This is a genomic window from Leptothrix discophora, from assembly GCF_030705305.1.
Lineage (GTDB): Bacteria > Pseudomonadota > Gammaproteobacteria > Burkholderiales > Burkholderiaceae_C > Sphaerotilus > Sphaerotilus discophorus.
Map to the genome: position 1 here is coordinate 1 of NZ_JAUZEE010000017.1, position 19,412 is coordinate 19,412.

Annotated in this window: 20 protein-coding genes and 1 tRNA gene; 7 read left to right on the top strand and 14 right to left on the bottom strand. The window is 68.6% G+C overall.

The annotated features are described in order from the left end of the window. From Q8X39_RS19670 to Q8X39_RS19680, 3 genes are all read left to right on the top strand, one after another. Nucleotides 1-768: ArgP/LysG family DNA-binding transcriptional regulator (locus tag Q8X39_RS19670; RefSeq protein ID WP_305751401.1), on the top strand; the 768-nt coding region annotated here is incomplete at its 5' end. Nucleotides 769-822: 54 nt separating this feature from the next. Further along, nucleotides 823-2,427, top strand: coding sequence for an alkaline phosphatase D family protein (locus tag Q8X39_RS19675; protein WP_305751402.1), 1,605 nt, complete (start codon nucleotides 823-825; stop codon nucleotides 2,425-2,427). Nucleotides 2,428-2,525: 98 nt separating this feature from the next. Continuing rightward, nucleotides 2,526-2,744, top strand: a complete 219-nt coding sequence (locus Q8X39_RS19680) for a hypothetical protein (protein WP_305751403.1) — start codon at nucleotides 2,526-2,528, stop codon at nucleotides 2,742-2,744. Nucleotides 2,745-2,825: 81 nt separating this feature from the next. On the opposite strand, the gene Q8X39_RS19685 is transcribed toward Q8X39_RS19680, so the two are convergent. Together Q8X39_RS19685 and Q8X39_RS19690 are read right to left on the bottom strand one after the other, a co-directional pair. Next, a complete protein-coding gene (locus Q8X39_RS19685) occupies nucleotides 2,826-3,248 on the bottom strand; it encodes a universal stress protein (RefSeq protein WP_305751404.1) in 423 nt (140 codons plus the stop codon). A 118-nt stretch (nucleotides 3,249-3,366) separates the two neighbouring features. Next, nucleotides 3,367-4,137: a UPF0149 family protein gene (locus Q8X39_RS19690; protein WP_305751405.1), complete on the bottom strand. Its 771-nt coding sequence runs from the start codon at nucleotides 4,135-4,137 to the stop codon at nucleotides 3,367-3,369. Nucleotides 4,138-4,195: 58 nt separating this feature from the next. Here Q8X39_RS19690 and Q8X39_RS19695 point away from each other — a divergent pair, with 58 nt between their 5' ends. Next, a complete protein-coding gene (locus tag Q8X39_RS19695; protein ID WP_305751406.1) occupies nucleotides 4,196-4,780 on the top strand; it encodes a cob(I)yrinic acid a,c-diamide adenosyltransferase in 585 nt (194 codons plus the stop codon). Here Q8X39_RS19695 and Q8X39_RS19700 read toward each other — a convergent pair. The 4 genes from Q8X39_RS19700 to Q8X39_RS19715 form a co-directional block, all read right to left on the bottom strand. Further along, nucleotides 4,774-5,076, bottom strand: a complete 303-nt coding sequence (locus tag Q8X39_RS19700) for a hypothetical protein (protein WP_305751407.1) — start codon at nucleotides 5,074-5,076, stop codon at nucleotides 4,774-4,776. The two genes, Q8X39_RS19695 and Q8X39_RS19700, sit on opposite strands and share 7 nt — an antisense overlap. 85 nt (nucleotides 5,077-5,161) lie before the next feature. Continuing rightward, nucleotides 5,162-6,280, bottom strand: a complete 1,119-nt coding sequence (locus tag Q8X39_RS19705) for a 3-deoxy-7-phosphoheptulonate synthase (protein ID WP_305751408.1) — start codon at nucleotides 6,278-6,280, stop codon at nucleotides 5,162-5,164. Between the two features lie 330 nt (nucleotides 6,281-6,610). Continuing rightward, nucleotides 6,611-8,074 carry a metalloprotease TldD gene (gene tldD / locus Q8X39_RS19710; protein WP_305751409.1) on the bottom strand — a complete coding sequence of 488 codons (1,464 nt, stop codon included), beginning with the start codon at nucleotides 8,072-8,074 and terminating at the stop codon, nucleotides 6,611-6,613. Nucleotides 8,075-8,168: 94 nt separating this feature from the next. Continuing rightward, entirely contained in the window at nucleotides 8,169-9,464 is a 1,296-nt protein-coding gene (locus Q8X39_RS19715) for a DUF5666 domain-containing protein (protein WP_305751410.1), read from the bottom strand. Nucleotides 9,465-9,611: 147 nt separating this feature from the next. Between Q8X39_RS19715 and dinB the strand changes: the two genes are divergently transcribed. Next, entirely contained in the window at nucleotides 9,612-10,934 is a 1,323-nt protein-coding gene (dinB, locus tag Q8X39_RS19720) for a DNA polymerase IV (protein WP_305751411.1), read from the top strand. On the opposite strand, the gene Q8X39_RS19725 is transcribed toward dinB, so the two are convergent. The 7 genes from Q8X39_RS19725 to petA form a co-directional block, all read right to left on the bottom strand. Then, entirely contained in the window at nucleotides 10,877-11,308 is a 432-nt protein-coding gene (locus Q8X39_RS19725) for a YbaN family protein (RefSeq protein ID WP_305751412.1), read from the bottom strand. The genes dinB and Q8X39_RS19725 overlap by 58 nt on opposite strands. 44 nt (nucleotides 11,309-11,352) lie before the next feature. Continuing rightward, nucleotides 11,353-11,428: transfer RNA gene (locus Q8X39_RS19730), tRNA-Thr, on the bottom strand. Nucleotides 11,429-11,522: 94 nt separating this feature from the next. Further along, nucleotides 11,523-12,089, bottom strand: a complete 567-nt coding sequence (locus Q8X39_RS19735) for a ClpXP protease specificity-enhancing factor (RefSeq protein WP_305751413.1) — start codon at nucleotides 12,087-12,089, stop codon at nucleotides 11,523-11,525. A gap of 15 nt (nucleotides 12,090-12,104) precedes the next feature. Continuing rightward, a complete protein-coding gene (locus Q8X39_RS19740; protein ID WP_130482952.1) occupies nucleotides 12,105-12,719 on the bottom strand; it encodes a glutathione S-transferase N-terminal domain-containing protein in 615 nt (204 codons plus the stop codon). 127 nt (nucleotides 12,720-12,846) lie between these two features. Then, on the bottom strand, nucleotides 12,847-13,629 hold the full coding sequence (locus Q8X39_RS19745; RefSeq protein WP_305751414.1) for a cytochrome c1: 783 nt from the start codon (nucleotides 13,627-13,629) through the stop codon (nucleotides 12,847-12,849). A 25-nt stretch (nucleotides 13,630-13,654) separates the two neighbouring features. Further along, nucleotides 13,655-15,055 carry a cytochrome b gene (locus Q8X39_RS19750; RefSeq protein WP_305751415.1) on the bottom strand — a complete coding sequence of 467 codons (1,401 nt, stop codon included), beginning with the start codon at nucleotides 15,053-15,055 and terminating at the stop codon, nucleotides 13,655-13,657. Nucleotides 15,056-15,073: 18 nt separating this feature from the next. Then, the gene (petA, locus tag Q8X39_RS19755) at nucleotides 15,074-15,670 is read right to left on the bottom strand and encodes a ubiquinol-cytochrome c reductase iron-sulfur subunit (protein WP_305751416.1); all 597 of its coding nucleotides are present in this window, start codon (nucleotides 15,668-15,670) and stop codon (nucleotides 15,074-15,076) included. Nucleotides 15,671-15,917: 247 nt separating this feature from the next. On the opposite strand from petA, the gene mscL reads away from it, so the two are divergent. After that, a complete protein-coding gene (mscL, locus tag Q8X39_RS19760; RefSeq protein ID WP_305751417.1) occupies nucleotides 15,918-16,343 on the top strand; it encodes a large conductance mechanosensitive channel protein MscL in 426 nt (141 codons plus the stop codon). A 176-nt stretch (nucleotides 16,344-16,519) separates the two neighbouring features. Beyond that, nucleotides 16,520-18,010, top strand: a complete 1,491-nt coding sequence (locus Q8X39_RS19765) for an aldehyde dehydrogenase family protein (RefSeq protein WP_305751418.1) — start codon at nucleotides 16,520-16,522, stop codon at nucleotides 18,008-18,010. A 159-nt stretch (nucleotides 18,011-18,169) separates the two neighbouring features. Here Q8X39_RS19765 and Q8X39_RS19770 read toward each other — a convergent pair whose 3' ends face one another. After that, nucleotides 18,170-19,363 carry an amino acid aminotransferase gene (locus Q8X39_RS19770; protein WP_305751419.1) on the bottom strand — a complete coding sequence of 398 codons (1,194 nt, stop codon included), beginning with the start codon at nucleotides 19,361-19,363 and terminating at the stop codon, nucleotides 18,170-18,172. Nucleotides 19,364-19,412: the final 49 nt, after the last annotated feature.

Here is a 19,412-nt window from a genome sequence, read left to right on the forward strand (position 1 = left end):
CTCAAGACCTCTTCGGGTGAACACCCGCAACAACCTATTGAACCTTCACACCTAGACCGTGAACTCGGCGAGCAGGGGCGCACCCATGAGCGCGTGCCGATCGCGGTCAACGCCGACAGCCTGGCCACCTGGGTGCTGCCGGCGCTGCAGCCGCTGGTCGACGAGGGCGTGTCGCTGGAACTCGTCGTCGACGACCAGGACTTCACCCATGAATGGCTGCGGCAAGGCCAGGTGCTGGGCTGCGTGACGACGCTGGACGAGGCCCTGCGCGCCTGCCGCGTCAGCCCGCTGTGCGTGATGCACTACGTCGCCGTCGCCAGCCCGGCCTTCCTGGCCCGCCACCTGAGCGGCGGGTTGCACCGAGGCAATTTCGCCCAGGTGCCCTTCGTGGTCTTCAACCGCAAGGACGACGTGCAGGCGCAGTGGGTCGCCAAGGCCTTCGGCCTGCGCCAGCCCCGGCTGATCCAGCGCCATGTGCCGTCGGCCGAGGCCTATGTGCGCGCGGTCGCCTCGGGCTGGGGCGTCGGTGTGGCGGCCTGGCCGCTGGTGCGCGAGGCCGTCGAACAGGGCGCACTGCGGCTGCTGCATCCGCAGGTCAGCATCGAGATCGCGCTGCACTGGCACCAGTGGAAGCTGCTGGGCGATGACGGTGGCACCGCCGGATCGGCCCGCCCTTCCCTGCTGGACCGCATCGGCGCGGCGCTCGCGCAGGGCGCGCCGCGTGACGGAAGACCGCCGGCCGAGGCCGTGCAGGCCGGCAGAGCCTGAGCTTGACCCGCGTCGGCGCCGGCAGGCCGTCCAGCCCCTAGCATCGTCGGCTGCATGCATGCCTCCCGCCGTTCGACCTTGCAACGCCTGTCCGCGCTGGCCCTGATGCTGGCCGCCGGACGGCTGCGTTCGAGCGAGGCGGCCGCGCCGCGCCTGCCGCACTGGCGGCCACGCTTCGAGCACGACCCGTTCACGCTGGGCATTGCCAGCGGCCAGCCGCGGCCGGACTCGGTCGTGCTCTGGACCCGGCTTGCGCCACAGCCGCATGCGCCGGGCGGCGGACTGCCGCCGCTGCCGATCCGCTTGCGCTGGGAGGTCGCCGACGACGATCGCTTCGCCCGCGTCGTCCGCCGTGGCGAGGTGATCGCCAAGCCTGAGCTCGGCCACAGCGTGCGGGTGCGGGTGCAGGGTCTCGCGCCGGGCCGCATCTACCACTACCGATTCCTGCTGGATGCGGTCGCCAGCCCCGTCGGACGCACCCGCACCGCGCCGGCACCGGATGCCCGGCCCGACCGGCTGACAATCGCGCTGGCGTCGTGCCAGCACTACGAGCAGGGCCGCTACGTCGCCCACCGCGAGATCGCCGCCAGCGACGTCGACCTGGTGCTGTTTGTCGGCGACTACATCTACGACTCCAGCAACCCGGCCTTCCTGCTGCGTCCGCACGAGGGCCCGCCGCCGCAGACGCTGGACGAGTACCGCGCGCGCCACGCCACCTACAAGCTCGATGCCGACCTGCAGGCCGCCCATGCCGCGCACCCCTGGCTGCTGTGCTGGGATGACCACGAGGTCCGCAACGACTACGCCGGCGAGCGCGGCAGCGACCCCGACGAGGCCGGTCGCTTCCTGGCGATCCGGCAGGCGGCCTACCAGGCCTATTTCGAGCACCTGCCGCTGGCGCTGGACCAGCTGCCTGGCGCGGCTGGCATGCGCATGCACGACCACTGGACCTGGGGCCAGCTGGCCGAGCTGTGGACGCTGGACGGCCGCCAGCACCGCAGCGAGCAGGTCGGCGTCGACCCCGATGCCGTCGGCGGACGGCTGATCAGCGAACAGCAGGTGGCCCGCGCCGACCCGCGCCGCACCCTGCTGGGCGTCGCCCAGGAACGCTGGCTGCACGACGGCCTGGCGGCCAGCCAGCGCCGCTGGAAGCTGATCGGCCAGGGCACGCAGATGAGCCCGTCCGGCATCGAGTTGATGGGCCGGCGGCTGGTCTCCAGCGATGGCTGGGACGGCTATCCCGCCGCGCGCGAGCGGCTGCTCGGGCACATCGCCGAACGGCGTCTCGAGGACGTCGTCATGCTGGGCGGCGACGTGCACCGCCACGTCGCCGCGAACCTGCGCCTGCGCCCCAACGACCCGCGTTCACCGCCCGTCGCCAGCGAGTTCGTCACGACCTCGATCACCAGTCGCGGCCTGGCCACGCCACTCAACGACCTGATTCGTGAAAGCAACACTGACATCCTGCACGCGCGCAGCGACAGCCGGGGTTATGCGCGCATCGAGGTCGGTAACCGCTGGCTACACTTCGTTGCAAGAGAGACGGCATTCCCCGCACGCGATCAGGCGACACTGAAGACTCAGGTCCGGTTCACAATTGAAACGGGCCGGGCGGGACCCCAGAAGGACAGCTCGGAAGAGCCCACTTCTCCGGCCTGAAGCGTGCGCCGTGCCGTCCTCCAGCCAGCCCGGTCGCGCAAGACAACGACCGAGATCGTGTTCCGTGAGGCTCGACGCACAGGGCCAGGGAGATCGTCATGAGCGCATGGATGGCCTGGACCCGTTGGTTCAAGCGCAAGGGCAGCGTCACGACCGCCAGCGGTCGCAAGCGTCGCGTGCCCGATTTCGCCGACTACGGCACCGCCTTCGGGCTCGACATGAGCCTGACGCCGGAGGTGCCGCCGGTGGCGCGCAGCGCGGCGGTCGAGGGGGTCAAGCCACCCGTCGTGACGCCGGTGACGATGCCGGCTCGCTGAGTCGGCCCGTCCCCGGAACAAACAAGGCCCGCGATCAGCGGGCCTTGTCGCATCGGGAGATGCAATCGATTCAGCGAAAGATCAGCGAACGATCAGAAGAGGCACCTTGCAGCCGGCCAGGACGCGCGTCGTCACCGAGCCCATCACCAGCCCGGCCAGTTCGGAATGGCCGTGCGAACCCATCATCACCAGGTCGAACTTGCCTTCCTCGGCGGTGCTGGAAATGACGTCGGCGACATGGCCGGTCTTGCTCAGGAACGTCGCCTGGATGCGCTGACCGTCCAGGAAGGTGCGCAGCGGCTTGAAGACCTTCTCGCCCTCGTCGGCGTAGTAGGCATGCAGCAACTCGCGGTCCAGCACGGCGGCGGCGCGCGGCGGGATGGTCGGAACCACCGTCAGGACGGTGAAATCGTGGCTGGCACCCAGCCATTCCTCGTGGGCGGTCCAGTACGCCACCATGCGCCGGGTGAACTCGCTGCCATCGACGGCGACCAGAATCTTCATGAACGTGCTCCTAGGCTGGGAATGTGTGCCAGTTTGGCACCCAGGGTTGTCGATCGCATGATGATCGTCAAGATCAGGTGCTGCTTCGGATCCGTGGAACCCACACTGGCGCACACGATCAGGCACCGTCCTTGCCGTGACATTGCTTGAACTTGCGACCGCTCCCACAGGGGCAGGGGTCGTTGCGGCCGACCTTGGGCTGGTCGCGCCGGACCGTCTCGACCTTCACGCGGGCGGCACGCGCCAGGTCGGCCAGCTCGACGACGTTGCCGACGAGGTCGTCGATCGCCGCGTCCAGCGAGGTCAGCGGATGCTCCTGGTCCAGCGCCTGCGACTCGGCGCGTTCATCCTCGCTCTGCTCGGGCAGGTGCCGCCACAGGCAGGCCAGCAGGTCGGGCAGTTCGGGCGCGTCGAGCGACTCGAGGTCCTGGAAATGCTCCAGCGCATGCTCGAAGCCGATCACCCAGGGTGCGAGCGCGGCGGTCATCGCCTCCTTGCCCTTGAGCGGCTGGCCGTCGTCATCCAGCGGCTGCATGACCAGCGGATCGAACCAGCCGTCGATCAGGCCCTGGGCCAGCGCGGCATGGCGGCGCATCACCAGCGCCAGCAGGCGCTCGTGCTTGGCGCTGTGCCAGCCGGGTGTGTCGGGCGTCAGCACGGTGCCGGCGGGCGCATCGGCCGCAGCGGCTTCGGCCGCGCCGAGCAAGTTCCAGTCGAAGGCCGGCGGCTGCCACTGCGCCGGGTCGATCACGCGGGGCTGGGCCAGCACGCCACACAGGTAGCCATCGAGCATGACCACGTCCAGCGCCTCGAGGGGCTCGGGAATCGCGGCCAGCAGGTCATCGAGTTCGCCGATCTCGGCGTCGGTCAGGTCGGCAATCGCGGCCATGTGGTGCTCTCCAGCTCTCCAGAAAACGGGCATTGTGCCGGCGCTACGATCGCGCCCCATGGGACACCGACTCACACAGATCAGCACCCGCACCGGCGACGATGGCAGCACCGGTCTGGGCGACGGCCAACGCGTGCCGAAGAACCACCTGCGCATCGCCGCGATGGGCGATGTCGACGAGCTGAACTCGCAGCTCGGCGTGCTGCTGGCCGAACCCTTGCCGGCCGACGTGCGCGAGCTGCTGGTGGTGATCCAGCATGAACTCTTCAACCTTGGCGGCGAGCTGTCGATCCCCGGCTACACGCTGCTGAAGGTCGAGGCCGTCCTCCGGCTGGACGAGGCCCTGGCGCTCTACAACGGCCAGTTGCCGCGGCTGCAGGAGTTCATCCTGCCGGCCGGCACCCGCAGCGCGGCGCTGGCCCACGTCGCCCGCACGATCGCGCGCCGGGCCGAACGTGCGGTCGTCGCGCTGGCCAGCGTCGAGGCCGTCAACGAGGCGCCGCGGCACTACCTCAACCGGCTCTCGGACCTGCTGTTCGTGCTGGCCCGCGTGCTCAACCGCGCCAACCTGGATGGGCTGGGCGGCGACGACGTCTACTGGCGCAGCGAACGCATCGCGCGCGCCGATGCCGAGTCTCAGTAACTGACCTTGCCGGCCGCGACGTCCACCCGGACGCTCTCCCGGCCGGACGCGGCCACCGCCGCGCGGGCGTACTGGGCCGCCCAGGCCGAGTCGGCGAACTGCGCCGGCCCACCGGTGGCGGCCAGCGCCAGCAGCTTGTCGGCCACCAGCACCTTGCCCGAGGCCCGCAGGGGCTCGCAATCCAGCGCGATGAACTGCTCGTCGAGCCAGCGGCGCGCATCCAGCGCGTCGAGGCCGGCTTCGGCCTGCAGGCTCAGTTGCTCGCGCTCCGACCAGCTGACGGTGACATGGGGCATGGCGGTGACTCCGTGATCTTGTGGGGGGTGGCGTCGATGCTAGCGGGGCCGCATCGACGCCTCCAAGCGGAAGATCAAGCGGCGCTCAGCCGCGCTGCGCCTTCACCGCGTCGGCCAGCGTCGCCAGCACGGCGGCAGAGTCGTCCCAGCCGATGCAGGCGTCGGTGATGCTCTGGCCGTAGGCGAGCGCGGCCGGGTTGTCCTGGCCCGGATTGAACTTCTGCGCACCGCCGACGAGGTGGCTCTCGACCATCACGCCGAAGATCGAGCGGCTGCCACCGGCCATCTGCGCGGCGATGTCGCGGGCCACGTCGATCTGGCGCTGGTGCTGCTTGCTGCTGTTGGCATGGCTGCAGTCGACCATCAGGCGCTGTTCGAGCTTGGATGCCGCCAGGTCGGCGCAGGCGGTGGCCACGCTGGCCGCGTCGTAGTTCGGCGCCTTGCCACCGCGCAGGATGACGTGGCAGTCGGCGTTGCCGCGGGTCTCGACGATCGAGACCTGGCCGTTCTTGTGCACCGACAAGAAATGGTGCGGACGGGCCGCCGCCTGGATCGCATCGGTGGCGATCTTGATGTTGCCGTCGGTGCCGTTCTTGAAGCCGATCGGCGCCGACAGGCCCGAGGCCAGCTCGCGGTGGACCTGGCTCTCGGTCGTGCGCGCGCCGATCGCGCCCCAGCTGATCAGGTCGCCGATGTACTGCGGGCTGATGGTGTCGAGGAACTCGCTGCCGGCCGGCATGCCCATCCGGTTGATGTCCACCAGCAGCTGGCGCGCGATGCGCAGGCCCTCGTCGATGCGGAAGCTGCCATCCAGGTAAGGGTCGTTGATCAGGCCCTTCCAGCCGACCGTCGTGCGCGGCTTCTCGAAGTACACGCGCATGACGATCTCGAGCGTGTCGGCATATTGCTCGCGCAGCGGCAGCAGGCGACGGGCGTATTCCAGCGCGGCGGCCGGGTCATGGATCGAGCAGGGGCCGATGACCACGAGCAGGCGGTCGTCGCGGCCATGCAGGATGTCGCGGATCTTCTGGCGCGTGCCCGAGATCAGCGATTCCACGGCCGTGCCGCGGATCGGGAAGAAGCGGATCAGGTGCTCGGGCGGCGGCAGCGGGGTCACGTCAACAATCCTTTCGTCATCGGTCTGCGAGGTCTTGTCGATCGGGGCCTGCCAGCGGTTGGCGGCTGGTTCGTGCGGAGCGGTCATGGTCTGGGTCCTGTGATGACGGGTGAACGTGGAGAGATCGGGAAGGGCAAAAAAAAACCGCCGGGGCATCCGGCGGTCTTTGATCGGTCTGTCGCTGCGGTTTGCGTGCGTTCAGGCCTCTCCTCCGCCGGTGCGGTGCGAGAACCAAAAGTACGCAAAGAAGAACGGGTACCGAGACATGCGAAAGACTTTAGCACGCAGATCCTGACGACCTGCCTACGTGATCACCCGAAGGTGGCGTGAAAGCCGCAAGGCGGCGGAACCCCGACATGCCCGCGAAGGCCGATGAACACGGGCGTAACGGGCCCTGCCTGGCTTGCCGGGCGGGACTCAGCCCGTGCCGCCGACGGTGATGCCGTCGATGCGCAGCGTCGGCTGGCCGACGCCCACCGGCACGCTCTGGCCTTCCTTGCCGCAGGTGCCCACGCCGGGGTCGAGGGCGAGGTCGTTGCCGATCATCGAGACGCGGTTCATCGCGTCCGGACCATTGCCGATCAGCGTCGCGCCCTTGACCGGGTAGAGCAGCTTGCCCTTCTCGACCCACCAGGCCTCGCTGGCCGAGAACACGAACTTGCCGCTGGTGATGTCGACCTGGCCACCGCCGAAGTTGCTGGCGTAGAGGCCGCGGTCGATGCTGGCGATGATCTCCTCGGGCGTCTTGTCGCCCGGCAGCATGTAGGTATTGGTCATGCGCGGCATCGGCACGTGGGCATAGCTCTCGCGCCGGCCGTTGCCGGTCGGGGCGACCTTCATCAGGCGCGCGTTGGTGGCGTCCTGGATGTAGCCCTTGAGGATGCCGTCCTCGATCAGCACGTTGCGCTGCGAGGCATGGCCCTCGTCGTCGATGTTGAGCGAGCCGCGACGGTCGGCGAGCGTGCCGTCGTCGAGCACGGTCACGCCCTTGGCGGCGACACGCTGGCCGATGCGGCCCGAGAACGTGCTCGAACCCTTGCGGTTGAAGTCGCCTTCCAGCCCGTGGCCGACCGCCTCGTGCAGCAGGATGCCGGGCCAGCCCGAACCGAGCACGACCGTCATCTCGCCGGCCGGCGCGGCCTGGCTGTCGAGGTTGGTCAGCGCGGCGTGAACGGCCTGGTCGACGTAGCGCGAGATCACATCGTCCTGGAAGTGGCCCATGCCGTAGCGCCCGCCGCCGCCGGCCGAGCCGATCTCGCGGCGGCCGTTCTGCTCGGCGATCACGGTGACCGACAGGCGCACCAGCGGGCGCACGTCGGCAGCCAGCGTGCCGTCGGCACGGGCGACCAGCACGACGTCGTACTCGCCGGCCAGTCCGGCCATGACCTGCACCACGCGCGGGTCCTTCGCGCGGGCCAGGCGTTCGACCCGTTCGAGCAGCGCGACCTTCGCGGCGCTGTCAAGCGTGGCGATCGGGTCCATGCCCGGATAGAGGCTGCGGCTGGCCGCGACCTGCTGCGGCGTGTCGACCTTGATGCGCCGGCTCTGGCCGGCCGCCGCGATGCTGCGCACCGTGCGCGCCGCGTCGAGCAGGGCGGCCTCGGAGATGTCGTCCGAATACGCGAAGGCGGTCTTCTCGCCGGCCACCGCGCGCACGCCCACGCCCTGGTCGATGCTGAAGCTGCCGCTCTTGACGATGCCTTCCTCAAGGCTCCAGCCCTCGCTGCGGGTGTACTGGAAGTAGAGGTCGGCATCGTCGACCTTGTGCGCCGCGATCGTGTTGAGCGCCTGCCGCAGGCTCGCGTCGCTCAGGCCATAGGGCTCGAGCAGCAGTTGACGGGCGATGACGAGGCGTTCGAGGGTGGGTTCGCGGGAGATCATGGGTCGATTCTAGGCAGCGAGGGCGTTTCGACTGCGCAAAGAAAAACCCCACGGCGGGGCCGTGGGGTTCGCGGGTCTGAATGCTGGTGTGGGATCAGCTTTCGCGGCTGATGCGAATCAGCTTGATCGTCACGCCGTCTGGTTGAAGGACACCTTTAGCCTCGACACGGGCACCGGCCCACTCGGTCAGGGTCAGCGCCAGCGTAGCCGCGCCGCGCCGAATCGAGACTGCAGAAGGATCCGAGATGTCGAAGGCTTTGCCGCCCACAGTCAGCGTGTTGCCACTGACCGTGAACGTGCCGGTGATCTCGATCTCAAGCTCGTTCTCATCTTCGAGGGAAATCTTCGTGGCCACCAAGACCCCATCCGTCCCGATGCGGCCTTCGACCTCGACGGTCTGGTTGCCGATCTGACCAGCGATCACGTCAAGGACGGCTTGGCTCACATTGGCCTTGATGATCTTGACCGAGGTCGTGCCAACCTTGAAGGTCACTTCGGTCGGGGTGGCGACCAGGTTGGTCACGATGCCCTTGACCTCACCTTCACGTCCCGCGTATTTAGTCATGTCGCGCTCCGCCGAGCGGATGCGGTCGGCGACGTATTGAGCCCCCGGGAGCGTCGGCGTGGCTTGAGAGTTGATCCGCACCCGGACCCGCGTGTTGAGCACGGTGCCACGGACATCAGAACCGGATCCAACTTCCAGATTGATGCCCCCGACCGTTGCGGAACCCGCCGTCGTGTTCGTCGGCGCCACATAGGCGGTCAGGTTGCCGGCGAACCGGAACTGCCCCGTGTACGAAGCGACGTTCCGAGCCTTCACTTCGATCAAAGTGGCGCTCAACTTATTGGTTGCGCTGTTGTACCGACCGTGCACCTCAACGACCTGCCCGGCGGCGAGCGCTGCCTTGGTCGTGATCGAGTCACCGCCAATGAAGAGCGTTGCGGGGGTCACCAGCACGTCTTGTCCGAGGATCGAGAAACTGCCGGTGGCCGGATTGCCGACGATCGGACCCTTGTACTCGGTCCCCCAGGAGATGGAGGAGGCATTGGCACGGCAGACCGAGGTACCGGTAGCGGTGGAGCAGGAGATGTCTCCCGACTCGATCTCCACTTCCATGCCCAGCTTGATGCCACGGTTCACATCGCTGCGGTCACCCTGGACATCGTCGTCACCCGAGACGCTGGTCGTCGAGTCCAGATCGTAGTGAACACCATTCACGATGATCGAGCCAAAACCACTCACGGTGCCCGACGCGGTTGCACCCGTCCCGCCCGCCCCCACGCCGCCACCGCCGCATGCGGCGATCACCGCAGCAGACAGCCCGGCGAGGGTCAGTTGCAGGATGCGACGCGACGGGGCGACGCTGGCGCGGGTGTTCGGTGAGGACATGGTCAGACTCCTGGGTGGATGCGGTGCGGGTCTTGGCACCCTTCGGCGCCTTCGATGTGGGAAATCATCCCATCTTTTCAATCGAGCTGCAAGCCACCTCTTGTAAGTCAAACTATTCAAGCTGAACGCCTGCCTGGCGCAACAAACGTGACATCTGCCCTGCCCGACCGGCTCATCGCCCACCTCGACATGGACGCGTTCTATGCCTCCGTGGAACTGGCGCGCCGTCCGGGCTTGCGCGGCCAGGCGGTCGTCGTCGGTGGCCGTCGATCGGCGCCGGCCGATGCGCCCGAGGGCGCGCCGCTGACCGGCTACGTCGGCCGCGGCGTCGTCACCACCGCGACCTACGAGGCGCGGGCCTTCGGGGTGCATTCCGGCATGGGGCTGATGAAGGCCGCCGTGCTCGCGCCCCACGCCGTCCTCCTGCCGGCCGACTTCGACGAGTACCGGCGCGTCTCGCGGCTGTTCAAGGCGGCGGTGGCCGAGCTGGCGCCGGCCATCGAGGACCGCGGCATCGACGAGATCTACATCGACCTCAGCGACGTGCCCGGCGCACGCGATCCCGTCGGCCACGATCCGCTGGGAGGTTTGCGCTCACTCGCGCAGGAACTCAAGAACAACGTGCATGCGGCGACCGGGCTGAGCTGCTCGATCGGCGTGTCGCCGAACAAGCTGCTGTCCAAGATCGCCAGCGACCTGGACAAGCCGGACGGCCTGACCGTGGTGATGCCAGAGGACATCCCGACGCGCATCTGGCCGCTGCCGGTCGGGCGCATCCACGGCGTCGGGCCCAAGGCGAGCGCGCGCCTGGTCGAGCTGGGCGTGCGCACCATCGGCGACCTGGCGCGCCAGCCACTGGACTGGCTGGTCGAGCAGTTCGGCGCCCACCACGGCCTGTGGCTGCAGGAGGCGGCGCATGGCCGCGACGACCGGCCGGTGGTGCGCGAGAGCGAGCCGGTCTCGATGAGCCGCGAGACCACCTTCGAGCACGACCTGCACCCGCGCAACGACCGCGCCCGGCTGGGTGAGATCTTCACGACGCTGTGCCAGCGGGTCGGCGACGACCTGGCGCGCAAGGGCTACGTCGGCCGCACGGTGGGCATCAAGCTGCGCTTTGACGATTTCCGCACCGTCACGCGCGACCTGACGATTCCCGCGCCGACCGACGACGGCGCGGAGATCCGCGCGGCGGCGGGGCAGTGCCTCAAGCGCATCACGCTGTCGCGCCGCATCCGGCTGTTGGGCGTGCGGGTGGGCAACCTGAGCCGCCCGGGCGCGGCGGTGGCCGAACCGGCGTTGACGCCGCGCGACGCGGGACGCGGCAAGGTCGCCGCCAGCGCACGGCCAACCGGGTCACCGCCCCGTCCAGGCAACACGACCGGCGCGCCCCGCCGCGCGGCCATCAGCGACCTTCAGACCTTGTCGCTGTTCGACGACGAGGGCCTCACGCCGGGGCCTGCAGGCACCTGATCGTCCGTGTGGAGGTCGGTCAGCGGCGCCGTCGGCAGCCGCCACATCCAGATCAGGACGAGCGAACAGCACAGCGCGGGCAGCCAGGGCACCACCGGCAGGCGGCTCCAGGCCCAGGCGCTGCCGGCGGCCATCATCACGGCGGCGAGTTGCTTGGCGCGCAAGGGGATGGCGCGGTCACGGCGCCAGTTGCGCACCATCGGCCCGAAACGCGGATGGGCCAGCAGCCAGGTTTCCCAGCGTTCGCTGCCGCGCGACCAGCAGGCGGCGGCCAGCAACACGAAGGGCGTCGTCGGCAGCAGCGGCACGACGATCCCCACGATGCCAACGACCAGGCTGAGCGCACCGGCCAGCATCCAGAGTTGTCGCTTCATGGCGGACGTGGGAAACGCGAAGTAGTGGGGGATCGACGCAGCAGTGGTGCCGGCTGTCCGAATCGAACGGACGACCTTCCGCTTACAAGGCGGGTGCTCTACCAGCTGAGCTAAGCCGGCTGCGTCGTGCAGACGAGGAACGAAGCAGAAACGAGGCGCGATTGTAGGTCGCGCCTCATGGGGTCCGGACCGTCGGTCGGTCCGGGAACTGGCTCTACTTGACCCGCTTGAGCGAGGGTCGCGGGCCACCGCCTGGACCCGGCGGCGGTTCGTCGTCACGGCCTCGGTCGCCGTCGGCCGGCGCATCGGCCGGACCGGACTCGGCGGCCGGCGCGCTGGCCAGCCGCAGGCCGAAGGGCGATGCGACCGCGCCGGCAACATCCTGCGCCTGGGCGCCGTCGGCCGGACCGCCGACCTGGTCACCGCCGACCACCGGGGTGGCTTCGGTGGGCACCGGGAAGGCCATGCCCTGGCCGTTCTCGCGGGCGTAGATCGCGATGACATGGTCGATGGGCACGATGATGTCGCGGGCGACACCACCGAAACGCGCCTTGAACTCGACGTACTCGTTGCCGAGGCTCAGGCCGTTGGTCGCGTCGATGCCCACGTTCAGAACGATCTCGTGGTTCTTCACGTACTCCATCGGAACCTGCACGCTGGCATCGACGTACACGGCGATGTAGGGCGTGTAGCCGTTGTCGGTGCACCAGTCGTGCAGCGCACGGATCAGGTAGGGCCGGGTCGAGGAAGCCTGGGCGTCAGGCGCGGTCGGGATGGGCATCGTCGCGGCGCCTGCTTACTTGCGCATCACCTTCTCGGACGGCGTCAGTGCCTCGATGTAGGCCGGGCGCGAGAAGATGCGCTCGGCGTACTTCAGCAGCGGTGCCGCGTTCTTCGACAGGTCGATGCCGTAGTAGTCGAGGCGCCACAGCAGCGGCGCGATCGCCACGTCCAGCATCGAGAAGTCGTCGCCGAGCATGAACTTGTTCTTGAGGAAGATCGGGGCGAGCTGGGTCAGGCGGTCACGGATCTGCGACCGGGCCTTCTCGAGCTGCTTGTCGTTGCCCTTGGGCACGCCGCGGCCTTCCAGCACGTTCACATGGGCGAACAGTTCCTTCTCGAAGTTGAAGAGGAACAGGCGCACGCGGGCCCGCGCGACCGGGTCACCCGGCATCAGCTGCGGATGCGGGAACCGCTCGTCGATGTACTCGTTGATGATGTGCGATTCGTACAGGATCAGTTCGCGCTCGACCAGGATCGGAACCTCGTTGTACGGGTTCATCAGCGCGATGTCCTCGGGCTTGGCGAACAGGTCGACATCGCGGATCTCGAAGTCCATGCCCTTCTCGAACAGGACGAAGCGGCAGCGGTGCGAATAGGGGCAGGTGGTGCCGGAGTAGAGGACCATCATGGCTGGAGTCGCTCCCAAGAGGACGCACAAAAGAGGCGGGACACAAAAACAAAATCGCGCAGCAACGGTTGCCCGCCACTGCGCGCCGACGCCGAGGGCCTCTGGAGGGCCCCTGGCGCTCAGGCCATCACTTCACGTCTTTCCAGAACGCCGCGTTCAGGCGCCAGGCGATGAGCGTGAAGATCGTCAGGAACAGCAGGACCCAGACACCCAGCTTCACGCGGGTCGTCTGGGCCGGCTCGCCCATCCATTGCAGGTAGGCGACCAGGTCGGCCACCGTGCTGTCGTATTCGCCGTTGCTCAGCTTGCCAGGCGAGACCTGCTCGAAGCCCTTGAAGACGTGGACCTTCTTGGCATGGTCGTGCGGGTCGGTCTGCTCTTCGTAGACCGCGCGGCGCACGCCCTGCAGTTCCCACAGCACGTGGGGCATGCCCACGCTCGGGAAGGCCAGGTTGTTCCAGCCCGTCGCCTTGGTGTCGTCGGCGTAGTAGGTCCGCAGGTAGGTGTACAGGTAGTCGGCACCCGAGCCGCCAGCACCTGCGCGCGAACGCGCGATGACCGTCAGGTCAGGCGGGGTGGCGCCGAACCACTCCTTGGCCTGGCGCGGATCCAGGTTGACCTTCATGACGTCACCCACCTTCTCGGTGGCAAACATCAGGTTGGTCTTGATCTGCTCTTCGGTCAGGCCGATGTCGCGCATGCGGTTGTAGCGCATGTAGGCAGCGGAGTGACAGTTCAGGCAGTAGTTGACGAACACCTTCGCGCCGCGCTGGAGGGCGGCGGTGTCGTGCAGTTTTTCAACGGGGAACTTGTCCCACTCCATCCCGCCGGTGTTGGCGTGGGCAGCCGGCGCCAGCAGGGCGGCGCAGGCGACCAGGGATGCGAGCAAGGCGGCAATACGCTTGATCATGATCGTGATGGCTCCGTGTGCCGACTCAGTGGGCTTCGAACGTGACGCGGTCCGGGACCGGCTTGAACTCGCCGATCTGGCTCCACCACGGCATCAGCAGGAAGAAGCCGAAATAGAACAGCGTGCCGACCTGGGCGACCAGGGTGCCGATGTCCGAAGGCGGCTGGATACCGAGGTAGCCCAGCACCAGGAAGAACACCACGAACACGCCGTACAGATAGCTGTGCCAGCTCGGGCGGTAGCGGATGGACTTCACCGGGCTGTGGTCCAGCCAGGGCAGGAAGAACAGGATGACCACGGCACCGCCCATCACCACCACGCCCCAGAACTTCGCGTCGAAGGTCTTGAGCAGCACGATGGCGACCAGGCCGCCGATCAGCACCAGGCCCTTGGCCTTGCCCGACAGGCCGCCCTTGAGCACCGTCAGCACGGCGCCCAGCGCGACGATCACGCTCAGCACGTTGACCATCACGTCGGTGGTCGCACGCAGCATCGAGTAGAACGGCGTGAAGTACCAGACCGGCGCGATGTGCGCAGGCGTCTTCAGCGGGTCGGCCGGGATGAAGTTGTTGTACTCCAGGAAGTAGCCGCCCAGCTCGGGGCCGAAGAACACGATGGCGGTGAAGATCATCAGGAAGCCGCCCACACCCATGATGTCGTGCACCGAGTAGTAGGGGTGGAAGGGGATGCCGTCCAGCGGGATGCCGCGCTCGTCCTTCTTGGCCTTGATCTCGACGCCGTCGGGGTTGTTCGAACCCACTTCGTGCAGCGCGATGATGTGCGCCACCACCAGGCCCAGCAGCACCAGCGGGACCGCGATCACGTGGAAGCTGAAGAAGCGGTTGAGCGTCGCGTCGCTGACCACGTAGTCGCCGCGGATCAGCAGCGCCAAGTCCTGGCCAACGAAGGGCACGGCGGCGAACAGGTTCACGATCACCTGCGCGCCCCAGTAGGACATCTGGCCCCAGGGCAGCAGATAGCCCATGAAGGCTTCGGCCATCAGGCACAGGAAGATCGCGCAACCGAAGATCCAGACCAGCTCGCGCGGCTTGCGGTAGCTGCCGTAGATCAGGCCGCGGTACATGTGCAGGTAGACCACGACGAAGAACGCCGAGGCGCCGGTCGAGTGCATGTAGCGCACCAGCCAGCCCCAGGGGACGTCGCGCATGATGTATTCGACCGAGGCGAATGCCAGCGCCGCGTCGGGCTTGTAGTGCATCACCAGGAAGATGCCGGTGACGATCTGGATGACCAGGACCAGCAGCGCGAGCGAGCCGAAGAAGTACCAGAAGTTGAAGTTCTTCGGTGCGTAGTACTCCGACAGGTGTTCCTTGTAGAGCTTGGACGCCGGGAAGCGGTTGTCCACCCAGGTCAGGAGCTTGGTCGCCGCCGAAGCGTCGGCAGGAGCCTCTTTGAATTCAGCCATGATGTCCTCGATTCCTCGTCAGGCCTTCTTGTCTTCGCCAATCAGCAGCTTGGTCTCGGACAGGTACATGTGCGGCGGCACCTCGAGGTTGTCCGGCGCGGGCTTGTTCTTGAACACGCGGCCGGCCAGGTCGAAGGTCGAACCGTGGCAGGGGCACAGGAAGCCGCCGTTCCAGTCGTCGGGCAACGAGGGCTGGGGACCGGCCTGGAACTTGTCGCTGGGCGAGCAACCCAGGTGCGAGCAGATGCCGACGACCACGAGGTACTCGGGCTTGATCGAACGGGCTGCGTTCTTGGCGTACTCGGGGGTGGGGTAGGCCTTGCGATCCGAGTTCGGATCGGCGAGCTGGACATCCAGCTTGGGCAGTGCGGCCAGTTGCTCGGGCGTGCGGCGCACGATCCAGACCGGCTTGCCGCGCCATTCGACCGTGAGCTTCTCACCGGGCTGCAGGGCACCGATCTCGACCTCGACGGCAGCGCCGGCCGCCTTGGCGCGCTCGGACGGAGCAAATGTGCTGACGAAGGGCACCGCAACGGCCGCGCCGCCGATCGCACCTGCGCAGCTCGACGCAATCAGCCATGTCCGCTTGGCCTGGTCGACTTGCTGGTCACTCATGTGAGTCCTCGTGGAAAAGTAAACCGGTCTGTTATGGGAGCAACCCGCGATTCTAGTCCACGCCCTGCGGGATTCCCTGACAGGGGCTGCCCCGCCGCTGTGCCGGCGCGCCGGGCGGCTGTCAAAAAACGACAGCCCGACACCCTCAGGCCGGCCCGGTTGACAGCCCGAGCACCCCGGGAATACTGCACGGCTCGCTGGTACCCAAGCGGTATCGATTCCGACCTGAACAAACAAGGAGCGCCCCATGAGCGTGATGAGCGAATTCAAGGACTTTGCCGTCAAGGGCAACGTGGTCGACCTGGCGGTCGGCGTGATCATCGGCGGCGCGTTCGGCAAGATCGTCGACTCGCTGGTCGGCGACGTCATCATGCCCATCGTCGGCAAGATCTTTGGCGGGCTGGACTTCAGCAACCACTTCATCCCGCTGGCCGGCCAGACCGCCACGACGCTGGTCGAGGCCAAGAAGGCCGGCGCGGTGCTCGCCTACGGCAGCTTCATCACGGTGGCGCTGAACTTCGTGATCCTCGCCTTCATCATCTTCATGATGATCAAGCAGATCAACCGCCTGAAGGCCGAGCCCGCAGCGGCGCCCGCCGCCCCGGCCGAGCCGCCGCCGCCCGCCGAGGACATCGTGCTGCTGCGCGAGATCCGCGACGCCCTGAAGCGCTGAACGGGATGCCCGTGGCCAGCGCGCCACGGGGCAGCAACCCGATACACACCTGACGCGCACGCACCACACCGCGGCGGGGGCCACTCCTAAGATGCATCGCACCCTGTCGGCGCTGCAACAACGCCGGCTCCCGGCCAGCCGACACATCCACGGGCCAGGGGCCGCAAGGACCTCGATTGGCCCCGACCCTGCCCTCCGGCCTGCGTGCCGCACTGCCCTTCGATCCGGCGCTGGTCTGCATCGCCGGGCAGTGGCGTCGGCCGCAAGGTCTGCACACGCTGCCCCTGATCGATCCGTCGACCGGCGTCGAACTGGGCCGCGTCGCCCGTGCAGGCGCACCGGAGATCGATGCAGCGGTGCAAGCCGCCCGCTGCGCCCTGCGCCCCGATGAACCCGGCAGCTGGGCCCAGGCCAGCCCGCACGAGCGCGGCCTGTGCCTGCAGCGCATCGCCGCGCTGGTGCGCGAGCGGGTCGACGAGCTGGCCCGGCTCGAAGCGCTCGACGCCGGCCTGCCGCTGTCGCGTGGCCGGGCCGACGCGATGGCGCTGGCCCGTCGCCTCGAAGGCTGGGCCGCGACGGTCGGCCTGACCGGCAGCAGCGCCCATCCCGCCATGCCAGGCCAGACGCTGCTGAGCTGGCGCGAGCCGCTGGGCGTCATCGGCCTGATGCTGCCGACGCAGGGCAGCCTGACGCTGCTGGGCGACTGCGTCGGCGCGGCGCTGGCCGCCGGCAATGCCTGCATCGTCAAGCCGGCCGAGACGGTGGTGCTGAGCGTGCTCGCCTTTGCCCACATCTGTCATGAGGCCGGTCTGCCCGCCGGCACGCTCAACGTCGTGCCCGGCCTCAGCCAGGAAGCGGGTGCCGCACTGGTCGAGCACCCAGGCGTCGCCCAGGTCACGGTCGCCGGATCGGCTCAGACCGCGGCGGCCGTGCGCGCGCTGGCCGGTCGGCATGGCAAGGACATCACCGTGCTGCAGGTCGGCAGCCTGCCGCAGCTGGTGTTCGAGGACGCCGACCTGGACCGCGCCGTGCCCGAGCTGGTCGCCGCTGGCGTACACCGTTCCGGCCAGAGCCTGATGCGACCCACCTGCATCCTGGCGCGGCGCGAGATCCACGCCGAGCTGCTCGAACGCATGGCCCTGCGATACCGCCAGCTGCGTGTGGGCACCGCCTTGGCGGACCGCGACCTCGGCCCGATGGCCTCGCCGCACCGCCGCGACCAGGTCGAGAGCCAGATCGCCTTCGCGGCCGAAAGCGGCCTGCGTCTGGTCGCGCAAGGCGAGATCGACGCCGAGGCCGCCGCGCTGGGCGGGCACTGGGTCCGGCCGACCTTGCTGACGCCCTGGACCACCGCCTGGACGCGCCGCATCGCCATCGACCCGGCCGGACCGGTGCAGGTCGTTCTGGCTTTCGACGACGAGGACGAGGCGGTCGAGCTGACCCACGCCTGCGAGCAGCTGCGCGGTGTCGGCCTGTGGACCCGCGACGGCGCCCGCCAGTGGCGACTCGCCCACGGCCTGCGCTGCGACCGCATCAGCGTCAACGGCGCCGACGACCCGGCCGCCACGTCGACCGCGGCGGGCCTCGCCCCGTCGCACGCCGCCTGGGGCATGGACCTGCGCGAGCGCTACACCCGCGTCAAGTCCCTGCGCATCAGCCACGACTGATGTGAGCCCCCGGCCACGCGGGTACGCGCGGCCACCCCCCACGGGGGTCCGGGCCGGCTTGGGGCGGCCCGGCGCTCGGCCCGGGGGAATCGAGCCCCCGGCCACGCGGGTACGCGCGGCACCTCGTGCGGGCGTCCGGTCGGTGCTTTCGGGCTTTGCTTACCTGAGCACCGCCGCCATCGCACGCGCGGTGGCTTCGACGTTGCCGGTGTTGAGGCCGGCCACGCACATGCGGCCGGAGCGCACGAGGTAGACGCCGTGGACCTCGCGCAGGGTGTCGACCTGGGCGGGGCTCAGGCCGGTGTAGCTGAACATGCCGCGCTGGCTCAGGAAATAGCCGAAGTCGCGGCCGGGCAGCATGTCGCTGAGGACCGCATGCAGGCGCTGGCGCATGGCCTGGATGCGCTGGCGCATCTCGCCCAGCTCGTCGGACCACTGCTGGTGCAGCGCCGGCGTGCCAAGCACGCGGGCGACGATGCGCGCGCCGTGGGTCGGCGGGCTGGAGTAGTTCTTGCGCACCGCCATCTGCAGCTGGCCCTGCACCAGCTGGGCCTCCGCCACCGTCGGGCAGACCACGCTCAGCCCGCCGACGCGCTCGCCGTAGAGCGAGAAGCTCTTCGAGAAGCTGTTGGCGACGAAGAAGGCCAGGCCCGCATCGGCCAGCGCGCGGATCGCGCCAGCGTCCTCGGCGATGCCATCGCCGAAGCCCTGGTAGGCGATGTCGACATAGGGCAGCAGTTCGCGCTCGACCAGCACGGGGATCAGCTCGCGCCACTGCGACGCGCTCAGGTCGACGCCGGTCGGGTTGTGGCAGCAGGCGTGCAGCAGCACGATGCTGTGGCGTGGCAGGCTGCGCAGGGTCTCGAGCATGGCCTCGAAGCGCAGGCCGCCGGTGGCCGCGTCGTAGTACGGGTAGGTGTGGACCTGGAAACCGGCGCCCTCGAACATCGCACGGTGGTTGTCCCAGGTCGGGTCGCTGACCCAGACGGCCGAGCCGGGGAAGTACTTCTTGAGGAAGTCGCCGCCGACCTTCAGGCCACCCGAGCCGCCCAGGGTCTGCAGCGTCACGATGCGGCCTTCGCGCAGCGCCGGGTGGTCGGCGCCGAACAGCAGGCGCTGGACCTGCTCGCGGTAGTCGGGCGCACCGAGCATCGGCAGATACGAGCGCGGCCCGATGGCCTGCGCGAGCTGGGTCTCGGCCTCGCGCACCGCGCCCATCACCGGCAGGCGGCCGGCGTCGTCGAAATAGATGCCGATGGACAGGTTGATCTTGTCGGCTCGCGGGTCCTTCTGGAAGTTCTCGTTGAGCGTCAGGATGGGATCGCCCGCGTAGGCGTCGACGTGTTCGAACATGGGTGGGCTCCGTGGTCCAGGCCGGGCCGCAGCGGACATGCGCGCGGCG

Coding starts and splice junctions, on each gene's coding strand:
- Q8X39_RS19745 (WP_305751414.1), bottom strand. CDS start 13,629: ATGATCAAGCGTATTGCCGCCTTGCTCGCATCCCTGGTCGCCTGCGCC.
- Q8X39_RS19725 (WP_305751412.1), bottom strand. CDS start 11,308: ATGAAGCGACAACTCTGGATGCTGGCCGGTGCGCTCAGCCTGGTCGTT.
- Q8X39_RS19695 (WP_305751406.1), top strand. CDS start 4,196: ATGGGACACCGACTCACACAGATCAGCACCCGCACCGGCGACGATGGC.
- Q8X39_RS19700 (WP_305751407.1), bottom strand. CDS start 5,076: ATGCCCCATGTCACCGTCAGCTGGTCGGAGCGCGAGCAACTGAGCCTG.
- Q8X39_RS19740 (WP_130482952.1), bottom strand. CDS start 12,719: ATGATGGTCCTCTACTCCGGCACCACCTGCCCCTATTCGCACCGCTGC.
- mscL (WP_305751417.1), top strand. CDS start 15,918: ATGAGCGTGATGAGCGAATTCAAGGACTTTGCCGTCAAGGGCAACGTG.
- Q8X39_RS19735 (WP_305751413.1), bottom strand. CDS start 12,089: ATGCCCATCCCGACCGCGCCTGACGCCCAGGCTTCCTCGACCCGGCCC.
- Q8X39_RS19685 (WP_305751404.1), bottom strand. CDS start 3,248: ATGAAGATTCTGGTCGCCGTCGATGGCAGCGAGTTCACCCGGCGCATG.
- Q8X39_RS19675 (WP_305751402.1), top strand. CDS start 823: ATGCATGCCTCCCGCCGTTCGACCTTGCAACGCCTGTCCGCGCTGGCC.
- Q8X39_RS19770 (WP_305751419.1), bottom strand. CDS start 19,363: ATGTTCGAACACGTCGACGCCTACGCGGGCGATCCCATCCTGACGCTC.
- Q8X39_RS19715 (WP_305751410.1), bottom strand. CDS start 9,464: ATGTCCTCACCGAACACCCGCGCCAGCGTCGCCCCGTCGCGTCGCATC.
- Q8X39_RS19705 (WP_305751408.1), bottom strand. CDS start 6,280: ATGACCGCTCCGCACGAACCAGCCGCCAACCGCTGGCAGGCCCCGATC.
- Q8X39_RS19750 (WP_305751415.1), bottom strand. CDS start 15,055: ATGGCTGAATTCAAAGAGGCTCCTGCCGACGCTTCGGCGGCGACCAAG.
- Q8X39_RS19690 (WP_305751405.1), bottom strand. CDS start 4,137: ATGGCCGCGATTGCCGACCTGACCGACGCCGAGATCGGCGAACTCGAT.
- tldD (WP_305751409.1), bottom strand. CDS start 8,074: ATGATCTCCCGCGAACCCACCCTCGAACGCCTCGTCATCGCCCGTCAA.
- Q8X39_RS19680 (WP_305751403.1), top strand. CDS start 2,526: ATGAGCGCATGGATGGCCTGGACCCGTTGGTTCAAGCGCAAGGGCAGC.
- petA (WP_305751416.1), bottom strand. CDS start 15,670: ATGAGTGACCAGCAAGTCGACCAGGCCAAGCGGACATGGCTGATTGCG.